The organism is Streptomyces sp. NPDC048192 (genome assembly GCF_043202415.1).
GTDB lineage: Bacteria > Actinomycetota > Actinomycetes > Streptomycetales > Streptomycetaceae > Streptomyces.
The window spans coordinates 377,036-391,507 of the sequence record NZ_JBIDAL010000006.1 but is presented as its reverse complement, the minus strand read 5'-3'; the positions used below and the strand labels follow the sequence as shown (position 1 = coordinate 391,507).

General features: G+C 69.5%; 14 protein-coding genes. 13 read left to right on the top strand and 1 reads right to left on the bottom strand.

From position 1 onward, the window contains the following. Nucleotides 1-7: 7 nt before the first annotated feature. From ACGFZN_RS15165 to mycP, 12 genes are all read left to right on the top strand, one after another. On the top strand, nucleotides 8-895 hold the full coding sequence (locus tag ACGFZN_RS15165) for a DUF5936 domain-containing protein (RefSeq protein ID WP_393859002.1): 888 nt from the start codon (nucleotides 8-10) through the stop codon (nucleotides 893-895). A gap of 370 nt (nucleotides 896-1,265) precedes the next feature. After that, nucleotides 1,266-2,570 (top strand): sensor histidine kinase, encoded by a 1,305-nt coding sequence (locus ACGFZN_RS15160; protein ID WP_393858875.1) that lies wholly within the window; start codon nucleotides 1,266-1,268, stop codon nucleotides 2,568-2,570. Between the two features lie 14 nt (nucleotides 2,571-2,584). Beyond that, nucleotides 2,585-3,337, top strand: coding sequence for a response regulator (locus ACGFZN_RS15155; protein WP_393858874.1), 753 nt, complete (start codon nucleotides 2,585-2,587; stop codon nucleotides 3,335-3,337). A gap of 125 nt (nucleotides 3,338-3,462) precedes the next feature. Then, complete coding sequence (locus tag ACGFZN_RS15150) at nucleotides 3,463-3,654, top strand: Flp family type IVb pilin (protein WP_393859001.1); 192 nt, start codon at nucleotides 3,463-3,465, stop codon at nucleotides 3,652-3,654. After that, the gene (locus tag ACGFZN_RS15145; protein ID WP_393859000.1) at nucleotides 3,651-4,235 is read left to right on the top strand and encodes a pilus assembly protein TadG-related protein; all 585 of its coding nucleotides are present in this window, start codon (nucleotides 3,651-3,653) and stop codon (nucleotides 4,233-4,235) included. The genes ACGFZN_RS15150 and ACGFZN_RS15145 overlap by 4 nt, the downstream gene beginning before the upstream one ends. A 34-nt stretch (nucleotides 4,236-4,269) precedes the next feature. After that, nucleotides 4,270-4,851: a hypothetical protein gene (locus ACGFZN_RS15140; protein ID WP_393858873.1), complete on the top strand. Its 582-nt coding sequence runs from the start codon at nucleotides 4,270-4,272 to the stop codon at nucleotides 4,849-4,851. 7 nt (nucleotides 4,852-4,858) lie between these two features. Continuing rightward, complete coding sequence (locus tag ACGFZN_RS15135; RefSeq protein WP_393858872.1) at nucleotides 4,859-5,473, top strand: OmpA family protein; 615 nt, start codon at nucleotides 4,859-4,861, stop codon at nucleotides 5,471-5,473. 910 nt (nucleotides 5,474-6,383) lie between these two features. Next, the gene (locus tag ACGFZN_RS15130) at nucleotides 6,384-6,722 is read left to right on the top strand and encodes a hypothetical protein (protein ID WP_393858871.1); all 339 of its coding nucleotides are present in this window, start codon (nucleotides 6,384-6,386) and stop codon (nucleotides 6,720-6,722) included. A 5-nt stretch (nucleotides 6,723-6,727) separates the two neighbouring features. Continuing rightward, the gene (locus ACGFZN_RS15125) at nucleotides 6,728-8,614 is read left to right on the top strand and encodes an alpha/beta hydrolase (protein ID WP_393858870.1); all 1,887 of its coding nucleotides are present in this window, start codon (nucleotides 6,728-6,730) and stop codon (nucleotides 8,612-8,614) included. Beyond that, a complete protein-coding gene (locus tag ACGFZN_RS15120; RefSeq protein ID WP_393858869.1) occupies nucleotides 8,611-9,198 on the top strand; it encodes a hypothetical protein in 588 nt (195 codons plus the stop codon). The genes ACGFZN_RS15125 and ACGFZN_RS15120 overlap by 4 nt, the downstream gene beginning before the upstream one ends. 239 nt (nucleotides 9,199-9,437) lie before the next feature. Beyond that, complete coding sequence (locus tag ACGFZN_RS15115) at nucleotides 9,438-9,992, top strand: hypothetical protein (protein WP_393858868.1); 555 nt, start codon at nucleotides 9,438-9,440, stop codon at nucleotides 9,990-9,992. A 1,787-nt stretch (nucleotides 9,993-11,779) separates the two neighbouring features. Further along, a complete protein-coding gene (gene mycP, locus ACGFZN_RS15110) occupies nucleotides 11,780-12,976 on the top strand; it encodes a type VII secretion-associated serine protease mycosin (protein ID WP_393858867.1) in 1,197 nt (398 codons plus the stop codon). 76 nt (nucleotides 12,977-13,052) lie between these two features. Here the strand turns inward: mycP and ACGFZN_RS15105 are convergent, their stop codons facing one another. Continuing rightward, nucleotides 13,053-13,418 carry a DUF192 domain-containing protein gene (locus tag ACGFZN_RS15105; protein WP_393858866.1) on the bottom strand — a complete coding sequence of 122 codons (366 nt, stop codon included), beginning with the start codon at nucleotides 13,416-13,418 and terminating at the stop codon, nucleotides 13,053-13,055. Between the two features lie 128 nt (nucleotides 13,419-13,546). On the opposite strand from ACGFZN_RS15105, the gene ACGFZN_RS15100 reads away from it, so the two are divergent. Beyond that, on the top strand, nucleotides 13,547-14,419 hold the full coding sequence (locus ACGFZN_RS15100) for an LLM class flavin-dependent oxidoreductase (protein WP_393858865.1): 873 nt from the start codon (nucleotides 13,547-13,549) through the stop codon (nucleotides 14,417-14,419). Nucleotides 14,420-14,472: the final 53 nt, after the last annotated feature.

Genomic DNA, 14,472 nt, shown 5'->3' with positions numbered 1-14,472 from the left:
CCCGGTGATCGCATTCCTGCTCGCCCTGCTGACGGGCCTCGGCGTCTGGGGCGCCTTCGCGGGCGTCCGCATGTACCGCGCGGACGCCAAACTCCCCGGCGACCTGGCCGTGGCCCTGGAGGTCGGCGCCACCCGCACCGGCGCGGTCGGCTCGGTCGTCGACCGCATGGGCATGCGCTACGCCCCCGCCGTGCTGCGCCTGATGGGCCCGCGCCTGGTCGCCAAGTACCGCCGCAAGATCGACCTCGCGGGCAACCCCGGCGGCCTGACCATCGACCGCTACGCGGCCCGCCGCGCGGTGTACGGCGCACTGGGCGCGGTCGGCTGCCTGGTGTTCCTCCTGCGGGGCCAGTGGTTCGTCGCCGTGCTGCTGCTGCTCTTCGGCGCCTTCTGGACGGAGGTCGGCATCTGGTCGGCGATCCGGGTCCGCAAGGACGTCATCGAGCGCACCCTGCCGGACTTCCTCGACGTGCTCGCGGTGGTGGTGAGCGCCGGCCTCGGCTTCCGCCAGGCCCTGGACCGCGTGGCCACCCGCTACGAGGGACCCTGGGCGGACGAACTGCGCATCACCCTGCGCCAGATGGACCTCGGCATGAGCCGCCGCCAGGCCTTCGCGGAACTGAGGCGCCGGAACGACTCCGAACAGGTCGCGATGTTCGTCACGGCACTGCAGCAGGGCGAGGAACTCGGCGCCCCCATCGTCGACACCCTCGTCTCCCTGGCCAAGGACATGCGCCGCACCGACGCCCAGAACGCCCGCCGCAAGGCCGCCCGCGCGGTCCCCAAGGCCACGCTGATGATCACCACGTTCATGGTCCCGGCCACCATGCTGCTGCTGGGCGCGGGCCTGATCCTCGGCTCCGGCGTCGACTTCGGCTCACTCACGGGGAAGTGAGGCCCACGTGACGGCGGCGGACCTGACACGACACGGCGAAGGAACGCCGTCCGGCGGGGCGGGCCGTTTGCGCGCGGTCGTCACCGGGGTTGTGGGACGGGGGAGGGGGACTGCGGGGGTGGATCATCGGGCCGCCGAGCCCGTGAAGGAACTCCGGAGTGTTGGTGCCGTGGGCCGGGTGCGTGCGGCGGTCGCCGGGGTTGTGGGGCGTCGGAGGGGGACTGCGGGGGCGGATCCTCGGGCCGTTGGTGCGGCGGGCCGTTTGCGCGGGGCCGTCGCCGGGGTTGTGGGGCGCGGGAGGGGGACTGCGGGGGCGGATGCTCGGGGAGCTGGTGCGGCCGGCCGGGTGCGTGCGGCGGTCGCCGGAGTCATGAGTCGCCCGAGGACGACCGCCGGGGCGGATCCCCGCGCCGCCGAACCCTCCGAGAAACTCCAGGTCCGCGCCCTGCAGGCCATGTGCCGGCAGGTCTTCGGGTTCCGCCTCGCCATGATCGCCCTGGCCGCCCCCGCCGCACTGCTGCACGCGGCGCCGGGCCTGGGCGTCCGCCTGGTCGGCGCGGCGGTGGTCGTCACCTTCATGGTGTCCTACGTCCTCTTCCGCGACTGGGAACGCTTCGGCCCCCTCCTGCTGCGCCACCCCACCCTCCTGGCGGCCGACACCCTCTTCGCCTCCTTCCTCCTGATCTCCGCCGGCCCGGACACCACCCTCGCCTACGTCAGCGTCTGCACCCCGCTCCTCGCCGGCCTCCTCTACAGCTGGCGCGGCGCGGCCTGCTTCGCCTCCCTCCAGGCCCTGATCCTCCTGCTGGTCCACGCCACGCTGAAGGCCGACCGCCACGCCCCGGTCGCCGAGGCGCTCCTGCTGCCCGGCCTGTGCGTGATCTCCGGCGCCATGGGCTCCACCCTGCGGGGCCTGATGCTCCGCTTCGGCGCCGCGACCCACGCCCTGACGACGGTCCAGGCTCGGCTCGCGGCGGCGGAGGCGGTGAGCGCGGAACGCGCACGGCTGGCGCGCGAGTTGCACGACTCCGTGGCCAAGACCCTGTACGGCGTGGCCCTCGCGGCGGACGGCCTGGCGGCCACGGCCTCCTCCGCCGCCCCCGACCCCGACCGCATCCGCCGTCAGGCGGAACTGGTCTCCCGCTCGGCACGCCGGGCCGCGGTGGAGTCCCGGGAACTCCTGGCGGACCTGCGACGCGAACCGGGCGACCACCCGGAGACGCCGTCCCTGTGGCGGCAACTCGCCGAGGAGCTGGACCGCTTCACGGCCCGCACCGGCCTCCGGGTGACCCTCCACCGGCCCACCGGACCGGACGCATCCCTCCCCGCGGTGCCGCCCGCCCTTGCCCGGCCCCTGCTCTCCATCGCCGCGGAGGCGCTGGAGAACGCCCACCGGCACGCGTCCCCGACCCGGGTCGAGGTACGAGCCGCACTCCACGGAGACCTCCTGCGCGTCACGATCCACGACGACGGCCGGGGCCTGCCGCCGGACACCACCCTCGAACGCCTCCGCGACGCCGGCCACTTCGGCCTGCTCGGCATGGTCGAGCGGGCCGCCCAGATCGGGGCCCGCATCCGCATCGGCCGCGGCGGCCACCCACGGGGCACGGAGGTCCGCGTGGAGCTCCCGCTGTCGGCCCTGAACCGCCCCGACCCCGCACTCCGGGAAGCCTGAGAGGAGGCCGGATCATGCAGCACACCCACCCCTGGCCGGCGTCACCGGCGCCGGCCGCACCGCCGTTGCGGCTGCTGGTGGCCGACGACAACCCGGTGGTCCGGGCGGGCCTGACGGCCCTGCTCTCCGGCCGCGAGGACACCACGGTGGTGGCGGAGGCGACGGACGGCCGCGAGGCGTACGAGGCGGCCCTGCGGCACCGCCCGGACGTCATCCTCCTCGACGTCCGCATGCCCGGCGTCGACGGAATCTCCGCATTGCCGCACCTGGTACGGCTGGCGCCGGTCACGATGCTCACGTACAGCCACGAGACGGAGACCGTACGGGAGGCGCTGCGGCTGGGAGCGGGGGGATACCTGGTGCACGGCGAGTTCACGACCGAACAACTGGTGCGCGCCGTACGGGATGTCCGGGAGGGGCGGCCGCATGTGACGCCCGGGGCGGCGAAGGCGTTGCTGACGGAGCTAAGGAGCAGTGCAACTGCACAGCCCGGCCATCAAGTTCCCGACTCTTTCGGCGAAATCCCCCCTCAACCCCTTTCGCAAGTGCAATCATCCATGGGAAAGTCGTTCCGTTCACGTTTCCGGCTGAGCACGAGGGAGGCGGAGATCATGGACCTCATCGCGTCCGGCATGACCAACCAGCAGATCGCCGCCGCCTGCTTCATCTCCGAGAAGACGGTCAAGAACCACATCAACCGCATCTTCGCCAAACTCCAGAGCACCAGCCGCTCCCAGGCGGCCGCGAAGTGGCTGGGGGTGGCGTGAGATGGGTGCGTGGGGGCGCGAGCGGCCGGGGGAATGGGTCCGGGGTTGGGTCCTGGGGCCCTCGGCCTTCGGCGGTGCCGGGCTCTACGTTTCGGGGAGCCGTAGGGAAGCCGGAGGAGAGCGCCATGAGCGACTGGATGCTGAAGTTGATGGTGGCCATGCAGCGTCGCACCGACGACAGGGGTCAGACCGCGGTGGAGTACCTCGGCATCATCGCGGTGGTGGTGGCGATTGTGCTGGCGATTACGGGCACGAGCATCGGTCAGACCATCTTCGATGCGATCAGGAACAAGATCTCCGAGGTCACCGGCGGCTGAACCCTCCACACCGCGACGCAGGGCAGGCCTTCCCCATCTACATCACGGTGGTGGCGGGCCTGCTCTTTCTCGCGTTGGCCTACCTCGCGGTCGGCCAGGCCTCAGTGAACCGGAGCGGTGCGCAGACGGCGGCCGACGCGGCGGCGCTCGCGGCGGCGCAGAACGAACGCGACCAACTCACGGCCCAGTGGGTGAAGGTGCTCGCCGACCCCACGAAGTGGCGGGACATCTTCGAGGGCCGCGTGACGTTCGACGACCCGTGCGGACGGGCCGGCCGACTCGCCGCGCAGAACGACGCCGTGCTCAGTGACTGCTTCGCGCCGGAGCTGCTGAAGTACCGCGTCGACGTGCAGACCGACAAGTCCGTCGGGCGGTCGGTCGTACCGGGCTCGGAGAACTACAGGTCGAAGGCCTCCGCCACGGCCGAGATCGAGCCCCTCTGCACCCCTCCCGACGCGGGTGGCGGCGGCGACACCCCGCTCCAACTCACCTGCAAGGACAAGGTCTGGCACCTGCAGCCGGACGACACGACGGGACTGCCGAAACCCGAAGATCTCTTCGACGTCCACTTGGCCGACTGACGAGCGAACGACTGATGACGAAGGAAGCGGAGCGATGAGCATGCGGTTCACTGCGAAGGCCCGCAGGGGGATGGTCGCACTGACCGTTGCGACTGGTCTGACTGTCGGCCTCGCCGGCTGCGGCGGAGGTTCCGGCGACGACGAGAAGCCACACAGTTCCGCGTCCGCCTCCCGGCCCGGCAACTCGGACCCGAGCACACAGGAGGGGCAATCCGACCAACCGGTGGCCGAACTGAAGGGTTCGAACGGCCTGCTTCTCCAGATCACCTCGGCACAACGTGACTCCGGTGGCTTCGTCACCGTGAACGGCACCCTGAAGAACGACGGGTCCGCTGATCTGCTCGTCCCATCCGCACTCAGCGGCAATGAAACCGAGATCACCAAGAACGGCCCGTCCCTCGGCGGAGCCACCCTCGTCGACTCCAAGGGTAAGAAGCGCTACTACGTACTGCGCGACACAGAAGGGCGCCCGCTCACCACAACCGGCCTCGGCACACTCAAGGGAGGCCAGTCGCTGCCGGTTTTCATGCAGTTCCCCTCTCCACCGGCAGGCACCACCGAGGTGACCCTCCAACTGCCGACCCTCTCCTCCGCCACCATCAAGATCTCCGGGTGAGGCCGAAGTGACCACGCCCCGCCTCGCTCTCACCCTCACCGCCGTCACCCTCCTCCTCACCGTCACCCCCGCCCGAGCCGACGACACCGACCCCAGCCAGCCCCCCGACACCGCACCTTCCGCCCCCGCCCCGGTGAAGATCGACCCCAAGGACCCCGACCTGAAGCTCCCCGAGGGCGCCACGCTGGCCGCGCCGAAGGTGCTGGACATCAAGTCGGTTGTGGAGGACCAGAGCGGGGACGAACGCCGGGAGGACACCAACGCCGACGTGACCTTCGCGCTCCAGGCGGAAGTCCTCTTCAGCAAGGACAGCGCCACGCTCGGCGAGGAGGCCAGGTCCCGCATCGCCACGATCGCCGAAGAGATCAAGAAGCAGAACGCGACGCAGGTCCGCGTCTTCGGCTTCACCGACAACCTCGGCTCCGCCGCCCACGGCGACGTCCTGTCCAGGCAGCGCGCCAACGCCGTACAGGCGGTCCTCGACCAGGACCTGAACGACCCGGACATCACCTTCGAGGTCCGCGGCTACGGCGAGCAGTACCCGATCGCCGACAACTCGACGGAGGAGGGCCGCCGGAAGAACCGCCGGGTGGAAGTGTCGTTCCCGCGTACGCAGGAGTGACACGAGCCAAAGCCGGAGGCGACCCGGCCTAGACGGCGCCGCTGAGATACACCTGGTCCCGCCGGCCGTCGATCGGATGCACGGCGATGTTCAGCCAGTCCCCGCCGCAGTCCGTGCACACCGGCCCTTCCAATGACGTCGGCCAGTGTCTCCGGTTCTTGTCGTCCTGGAACCCCCTCTGATACGCGGCCCGGAGGTCGGCAGCCCGCGCCGGAATCGTCACGTTCATGTACCGGGCAACCTGCGTCGGGGTCTTCCCCGGAACCCAGTACGGAATCCGCTTCCCACTTCCCGATCCGCGCACTGAAGAGTCCAGGTCAGAAGACGAACAACTCGCCAGAGCGCAGAGCAGCGCGGCGCACAGAACACCCAGGAGCACGGACCTGCCCGTGCGCGAGCCCAGGTCGTAGTGCTGCACCGTTCCACCGCCTCTCATGTCGCCCCCCTGGCCAGCCCCGTCCATGCGCAGCCGAGCCATGTAGATCACAGTTGTACCGGTCCCAGAGCCCGGTGACGTCCCCGCTCCGGCGGCAGCACATCCACGGGCAGTCGCTTTTTGGCCAAACGGTGCCGCGTGGCTCCCGCCATGCAGGAATCGTTCCTGCTCCGTCATCGTGCCCCTCGGTCGACGGACGGCGGTGCGATCTGACGGCGAATACCCAGACGGGAGCGGTGACTGATATGAAACGGTCGATCACAGATAGTAGCTAAGGTCCTCTTCGGTCAGCGCAGCAGTGCGGCAACGCGCTGAATGCCGACCGAGCAGCACAGCGGAGACGCGGGGAGGTACCGCGCATGGTGGGGGAAGGGCCGGCGCGTGGGATTTGACTGGGAGAGGGCCGTAGGTGTGCCGCCCCGCACCGACAAGACCGGGCCCACTGGTCTGCAAATGGCGGGCAGCAACGGTGGTATGAGCCGGGGAAACCCCGATCTGCGGATCAGCAGGACGCCGTGGACGAGCGCGGCGCGCGTGGCGGGAGAACTGCACACCGACACCGGCAACGGTCTGTCCGACCTCGGGGAGACCGGCATCGGCGCGGCGGGCGGAGCCGAGGGATTCGAGTGCCCGGCCGCGCTGAACGAGGTGTGCGCCACCTGGGAGGCTCGGCTCACCGCCGTACGGGACGAATGCGGCCGGCTGCACGAGACGCTGGCCGCGACCGGTAAGCACTTCGGCGAGGTCGACCTCCACGTCGCGGCCCGCGTCCGCGGTGTCCACGCCGGCAACTCCCCGGACTGGGCCCGGTGAGGCCCGTGTCCACATGGCAGCACCTTCGCGACCTGAAGCTGTCCCAGTACCGGGACGCCGCCGGCGGCTGGGGCAAGGTGAGCCACCGCGCGGACGCCGCCCGGCTCCGCACCGACCGGGAGATGACGATTCCGGTGCGGTCCACTCAGAAGGGCGAGACGGCAACCAAGGCAGCCGGCGAACTGGAGCGCCTGAGCCGTAACTACCAGTACATCCACAGCGAGTGCGGGCTGATCCGGACGACGCTGCAATCCCTCGCCGCGGACCTGGAAGGACCTCAGCGCAAGCTAAGGCAGGCCTTGGAAGACGCCGAGACGTTCAAGTTCACGGTAAACGGGGACGGTTCGGTGACGTACCCGCCACCCGTATCGAAGGACGGCACCCCCACACCGGTCCCTTCCGGCGCGCACATCCCAGGAAAACGGTCGGCAGAACCTCTCATGCCATGGGCACCGGGCGTGGGCGGTGGTACGGCGCGGGTGGGCGCGCCCGTCCCTTCTCTGCCGGGTGTCGGCGAAGGCGGCGGCAATCCGAACAAGGCCATGGCCGAGGACATCGCCGAACGCATCGCCGCCGCGGTGCGGGAGGCGGGCGAGATCGACGCCCGCTATGCGTCCGCGCTCCGCAAGCTCAAGGCACCGGCCGGGCTGGACGTCACCGACGACATGCTGATCGACGCGGCCGAGGACATGCGGGCCGTGCGGAAGGCCGTCGCCGGTCACCTCGACGCGAAGAAGATCCCGCGCGGAAAGTCCCCCGCCGAGAACAGGAAGTGGTGGGACAGCCTCACCGACGAGCAGCGCGACGAGTACGCGACCCTCTTTCCCGCCGAGATCGGCGCGCTCGACGGCCTGCCGTCCGAGGTGCGCGACACCTCCAACCGCATCGTGCTGGCTGAAACCCGGGCACAGCTCATGCAGGACTACGAGCGACTCGGCCCCGAGCCACCGCAGTACATCGACGGCGGCGACCCTGCCGCCGCCACCGTCAACCCGGCCTGGCAGCAGTGGCAGAGAGCCGGCGGCGCGCGGGTGCGGGACATGCTCAAGGGCATGAACGACATCCAGGCCCGGCTGGACGCGAGCGGCGTACCCGGTCCGAACGGCAAGCCCGGCCTGCCACAGGCGTACCTCCTGGGCTTCGACACCAAGGGCCTCGGACACGCGGTCATCGCCAACGGCAACCCGGACACGGCGGACAACACGGCCGTGTACGTGCCCGGGACGGGCGCGCGGCTGGCGAATGCCGGCGGTGACATCAAGCGGATGACGGACACCTGGCAGGAGGCCCACGCGCAGGCCCCCGACAAGACGACGTCCACCATCACCTGGATCGGCTACGACGCCCCGCAGAACATCCTCACCGATTCCCCCTCACCGAGCTACGCCCACGACTCGGCGCCCAAGCTCAACACCTTCCTGGAGGGATTGCAGACCGCCCGCAGCGGCTCCCACGTCTGCGCATCGGCGAGCCATACGACGGTTATCGCCCACAGCTACGGCACCACCGTCGTCGGTGCCGCCAGCAAGGAACACCACATCGCGGCCCACGACATCGTGGTCGCCGGCAGTCCGGGCATGCTCGTGGGCGACGCGAGCGATCTGGGCGTGAGCAGCAAACACGTCTGGTCCGAGGCGGCCCGCGACGACCCGGTGCCCTACATCGGCCGACAGTTCCTGGGCGGGGAGAAGTGGGGCGTGCAGCACTACCACGGGGTGCCCTACAACGCCGGCTACATCACGACCATTCCGTCCGACGAGGCGTTCGGAGGACACCGGATGGATGTGGACACGAGCGGGCACAGCGGTTACTGGGACGAGGGGTCGATGTCGTTGAAGAATCAGGCCCGGGTGGTCGTAGGTCAGTACGACCTAGTTAAGGAAGAAAAGTGAACCCGATCAGAAAGCTAGCCCAACGGCGCAGGTACTCCTTCGCCGTGATGGCCCTTGCTCTGCCCCTGCTCGTGGCGGGATGCTCCAAGGACGTGAACGACAACGATGCGGCCGGCGCCGAAAACGATCCCAAGCCGACGGTTCTGGCCGTGGAAAAGGCCAGGGCGCAGACCAATCATCTCTCCAGCTTGATCCTCGACATGATCGGAATCAAGGAAGGAAAAGTAACAGAAGGGGGTGCCGGTGTTTCCCTTTGCGGCAATGACCCCGATCACTTCTACCGTATGCGCCACCCGTGGTCGATCTACCAGGTGTCCGAAGGGAAACTGAAGCAGGGATTCGAGCGCTTGCGTAAGCATCTTCCCCAGCGCGGCTGGAAGATTGTTGATTACGGCCCGAATAGCAGCAAGGCCAAGGTCCTCGAGCTCACTGCCGACTCGAAGAACGAGCCTTACTCGGTGAACGCTGTGCTCGTGGTGTCCACTCCAACTCACTCTCACGAATCAAACCCCAGGATCGAGGTCACCGTCGTCTCCGCCTGCTTCCGTGCCCCCAAAGGCACAGACCTCGGCAAGGAGTTCTGACGCGACATACACGATGCTCATCTCACCCTGCTTCACCGTATGGCGCGACCACAGGCGAAGCAGGGCCTGGAAGCTGGGGCTCAGCGATACGTTCCGGCCAACTGCACTCCGCATGATTGCCCGGATTACATGAGGCCTCAAGATCACAGCTATCGTTCTGGAGTTGCTTCTGTTACGGACGGAGAGGTCATCGGCACTGTCGGCAATTGCCGAAGGGCTGACTGCACTAGGGGGGCGGAGTGACCGAGGGAACGGGGGATCCGCAGGCGACGGCCGCCGCGGTGGAAGCGGCCGCTACGGCGATGGCGGCGTCCGGTATCGGGCCGATCGCAGGTGTCGGTGCCGCCGTGGCCCAGCAACTGCGGGTCGAGGCCGAGACGCTGACGACCTTCAGGAACCGGGTGAACGACCTTTTGACCCGCCTGGAGAAGTCCAAGGCCGCCCCGCCCAGGATCGCGGACGGCACCATGCCGGCGGGACGGCTGGGCAACTTCGACGAAGCCCACGCACTTCACGGCGCCTACACCCAGGTGCACGCCCAGATGGAGAACCTGTCCAAGATGCTGGCGTTGCAGATCGAGGGGCTGATGGTCTCCGTCGACGCGTCGAAGACCAACTATCACAATCTCGACTCCGACGTTCGGGACCGCCTGGACCGCATCCGTGTCGAGGCCGACAAGCTGACTGCCGAGCAGGCTCCGCCCGGAGCAGCGGGACACCCTGGAGGCGGGGCTCACGGGGCTGGCAACAGGGCACACGGCGCAGGGCAGGACTCTCAGACAGGTGGCCTGTGAGGTCCGTGGTGATACGACAGTGCGACGAGACGGTCCCGGCTGGGAGGGCGGTGTGGTCCCATGTCTGACTTCGCGGGCCGCGTGTGGGAGGCGGTCAAGCAGGAGCGGTTCCTGGTCCAGGACCCCGAGCAGTTGTGGGCCATGGTCGAGTCGGCCGATGGACCGACGGTCAGCGGGCTCGGCTCGCTGCTGACGGAGGCCGCCAAGACGATCAAAGAGATCGGCGGTGATCTGCTCACCCACAGCATGGCGGTCCAGTGGGAAGGGGCGGGCGGCGAGGCGTTCCGGTCCTGGTGCTACCAAGCAGCGAAGACCACACTGAGCCTGAGCGATTACAGCGAGAGCGCGGGCAAATGGCTGGGGCACGCGGCGGACACGTTGCATGAGGTCAAGCCGCAGCTCGAGAAGTTGCGGAACCAGAGCTCAGGCGCGCGCTCGGTGCTCGACGCCCATGCGGCGAAGGCGAGGGATGTCGGCAATCACGACGGTGGCCCGTCGGACTCTGCGGTGACCAAGGCCAAGACCCAGTACGCCAACGCCCGCGCAGAGGCCGGCGGCCTGATGATGAAGCTTGCCCAGTCGTACACGGCGTCGACGGAGCAAATCAGCGCGTTGCAGGCACCGAAGTTCCCGGAGCTGCCCGAGCGATTCGTGCCGGATCGGTACAGCGGCCAAACTCACGTCTCCGCCCCAATCGCACAGGGAAGCGCAGGCCCGGGGACGGTTAGCCGAGCGAAGCCGCACACGTCCGAGAGCTCCGCAGGTTCCCGTTCCGGCGTGACCGGCTCGGTGCCTCAGACGTCCACAGCGCACCGTGTGAACAACCACGTCGATGTGCCTCATCACGTGCAGCCGAACACTCATATTGATATGCCGAACACGGTGATCGACAGCACAGGAACTCTTCCGCCCGCCCCGACGGCGCCTTCCGCTCATGCGGCACCGACTACCGGCCCGGGCGGCCCGGACGTAAGGACGCCGTCGCCGACAGGTGTGCTCCCACCCGCCTTCCGCGTTGGCACAACGCCGCCACCGAGTGTCCGGGTTGGCGGTGAGCGTCCCGTGTACCGAGGCAGGGGCTCGCTGGCCACACCTCCGAGGCCCGGCACCTCTGGGATCACGGGCACCCCGAGAAGCGGCCCTTTTGGTCCCGGGGTAAGCGGGAGCGAGCCCGCCCCGGAGAGCGGACCGCTCAGTCCTGCCCCCGCCCGGGGCGCCAACGCCATCACAGGCGGCCGCCCGGTCTCACCGTCGGCAGGCCGACCCGCTGGTGCGATTCCGCGCGGCAATGTCATCGGCGGCGCTCGAAACCAGCAGCCCCCATGGGGCCGTGGTACTGCGCCCGGAAGCGCCGCTGCCAGAACGACGTCACCCCGCGGCGGTAACTCGGCTGCGGACCGCGAGGGCGCACCGGGGAGGCGCATGCCTGCCACTTCCAACGGCATCCTAGGGGGGCAGCCCAGACCATCTCGCGACCGTGGACGGGCAAGGACCACCTCCCAAGGCGTACGGTCCGCAAGTGAAGCAGCCCAGGAGCCGCGGCCGCGCGGTGGTGGACGACCGAGCGGTGCTTCCACCTCCGCCGCGAAGCGTGACGACCGCTCCGCCCGCGGCAGGCGCGCTGGCAGCAGCGAGGCGAACCAGGCGGAGGGCGGGGAGCACCAGGCAGAGGAGATGATGAACCGACCGCTCCCGCCGCCCCTCCCCGAAGGGCCCGATGGAGACCTAGGACGAGAAGGATGACCATGCGTAGCCGCAGCGAGCGGGCCAGATGGCGCAGTCGGGCCGTGTCCGCAGCCGCGGGGGTCTTGCTGGTGAGCGTTGCCGTGACTCCCGCGCACGCGGATAGCGTCCGCCAGCGGCAGTGGTACCTCGATGCCATGCACGCCGATGAGATGTGGAAGACGAGTACCGGCAAGGGCATCACGGTCGCGGTGATCGACACTGGTGTACAGGCTGATTTACCGGACCTGCGTGGTCAGGTCGTGCCCGGCAGGGACTTCTCGAAGCGCGCCGGTGACGAACGCACGGACTACGACGGGCACGGAACCAGCATGGCCGTGCTCATCGCCGGCACGGGCGCCAAGGGTGCCACTGCGGGCTCCTACGGCCTGGCCCCCGGGGCGAAGATCATGCCGATCCGCACTCCGGGCTTCATCGAACGCAACCGCGCTGACGGTAACCAGGACGATGTTCCCACTGCCACGGCGAAGGCCATCCGGTTCGCAGCCGATTCCCCCGCCCAGATCATCAGTATTTCCGGAGGCAGCGCGACGAACTCCCGGGAGCTGACGGACGCTGTCGCCTACGCGCTGTCCAAAGGCAAGTTGATCTTCGCAGCTGTGGGCAATGACGGCGACGCCCGCAACGAAGTCAATTACCCAGGTGCCACTCCCGGCGTAGTGGGCGTGGGAGCGATCGACAAGAGCGCCAAGGCAACTAAGGAGTCCGAGCACGGCCCCCAGGTCGACCTGGTCGCGCCGGGTGAGGACATCATCTCCGCCTGCCTCGGTGGCACGGAACTGTGCAATTCACACGGCACCAGCGACGCCACCGCCCTCGCCTCCGCCTCCGCAGCCCTCATCTGGTCCAAGCACCCCGACTGGACCAACAACCAGGTCCTGCGCGTCATGCTCAACACAGCGAGCAAGCCGACAAGCGGCAAAGAGCGCACGGACTACATCGGCTACGGCGCCGTCCGTCCCCGCATCGCCCTGACCAATCCAGGCGACCCCGGCCCGGCCGACGTCTACCCGCTGCCCGACTTCAAGCAAGCGGGGTTCAAGGCACCCAACGGGTCGGCCACGACATCCGCCAAGGGCGGCAGCAGCACGTCGGTAACGGTATCCGCAGCCAAGAGCGGCGGTTCGTCCTTGCCATGGATTCTCGGAGGCACCGGAGTTGTCGTGGTCGCGGGTGGTGCCGTCGCCGCTGGCGCGGTACGCAGACGCCGACGTGCAGCGACGCCGGCCCGGCGCACATAGCAGCGCCGCCGGGGTCGGGACAGAAGCCGTGGTACGGAGACGGCAACTACGGGGGAAGGCCCTGACACGACCTCAATCACGCCTCGACGGTGACCCGGGCCCCCACTCTCAGTCCCCATCCCTCCATGACCCCCGCCCCCGCCTCCAGCACGTGCCGGGACCGCAGGCGGGGCAGGCCCAGGCGGTTCGGGTGCATCGTGTGGACGGCGATGACGGTGAGGGTGCGGTCGAGGTAGGCGACGTCGATGGGGATGCGCATGCGGAAGGTGTGCACTGCGCCGGCGGGGGACAGGAGCATGGCGCCCTCGATCGAGTCGCGGCCCAACAGGCCCTTCGTGCGGGCCCGGTAGGAGGTCGCGATCTCCAGGGGGACGGAGACCGCGGCCCCGCCCCCGTTGCCGTGTACGACCAGCCGGCCCCGCCCGTCCCGCCACCGTGCCATCGCAGGCCACCTCCGCTGCGACTGTACCCGTGGGCGTGCGGGGGACGCCGGTTGCCGACCACCAGAAGAGGACTGTGAAGGGTCGTAAAGGAGTTGTTCCGCCTGTCCCCTCCCACTAGGAAGAACCCATGACTGGACTCGGTGTCGTCTTTCGTCCCCAGCTTCCGCCCGAGCGGCTGAAGGCGGTGGCTCGTGTGGCGGACGAAGCGGGGCTCGACGAGCTGTGGTTGTGGGAGGACTGCTTCCGGGAGGGCGGGATCTCGACCGCCGCCGCCGCGCTGGCCTGGACCGAGCGGGTGCGGGTCGGGGTCGGGCTGTTGCCGGTGCCGCTCAGGAACGTGGCGCTCACCGCGATGGAGGCCGCCTCCCTGCACCGCATGTTCCCAGGGCGCGCGACCGTCGTCGTCGGGCACGGGGTGCAGGACTGGATGGGCCAGGTCGGCGCCCGCCCCGCCTCGCCGCTGACGCTCCTCGGCGAGCATCTCGACGCCCTGCGTGCCCTGTTGGCCGGCGAACGGCTCACCGTGCGGGGGCGGTACGTGTCCCTGGACGACGTCGGGCTGGACTGGGCACCGCAGCGGCCGGTGCCGGTCCTCGCCGGTGCCACCGGGCCGCGTACGCTCCGGCTCTGCGGCGCCAAGGCGGACGGCACGGTCCTCACCGCGGCCAGCTCCCCGGACGACGTGCGGCGGGCCCGGCGGCTCATCGAGGAGGGGCAGAAGCAGGCGGGGCGCGCCGAGCATCACCAGGTCGTCGTCTATCTGCTCGTCGCCACGGGGGACGCCGCCGAGGCCCGGCTGCGGAACGAACTCGCCGCCGAGGGTCTGGAGTCGGCCACGGACGTCGGGGTGGCCGGTGACGCGGACGCCGTGGCCGCGGCCGTACGACGGCTCGCCGGGACCGGCGCCGACACGGTGGTGCTTCAGCCGACGGGGGACGAGCCCGACCCGGAGGGGTTCGTGCGGTTCGCCGCCGAAGAGGTCCGCCCCTTGCTGAGCTGAGCTGAGCTGAGTCAGGCCGGGTGTTGTCAGTGGCGGCTGTCACACTCCCTCAC

Excerpts from the sequence above, each read along its gene's own strand:
- ACGFZN_RS15105 (WP_393858866.1), bottom strand. The coding sequence starts at position 13,418 with ATGGCACGGTGGCGGGACGGGCGGGGCCGGCTGGTCGTACACGGCAAC.
- ACGFZN_RS15160 (WP_393858875.1), top strand. The coding sequence starts at position 1,266 with ATGAGTCGCCCGAGGACGACCGCCGGGGCGGATCCCCGCGCCGCCGAA.
- ACGFZN_RS15155 (WP_393858874.1), top strand. The coding sequence starts at position 2,585 with ATGCAGCACACCCACCCCTGGCCGGCGTCACCGGCGCCGGCCGCACCG.
- ACGFZN_RS15100 (WP_393858865.1), top strand. The coding sequence starts at position 13,547 with ATGACTGGACTCGGTGTCGTCTTTCGTCCCCAGCTTCCGCCCGAGCGG.
- ACGFZN_RS15130 (WP_393858871.1), top strand. The coding sequence starts at position 6,384 with ATGAGCCGGGGAAACCCCGATCTGCGGATCAGCAGGACGCCGTGGACG.
- ACGFZN_RS15150 (WP_393859001.1), top strand. The coding sequence starts at position 3,463 with ATGAGCGACTGGATGCTGAAGTTGATGGTGGCCATGCAGCGTCGCACC.
- ACGFZN_RS15140 (WP_393858873.1), top strand. The coding sequence starts at position 4,270 with ATGAGCATGCGGTTCACTGCGAAGGCCCGCAGGGGGATGGTCGCACTG.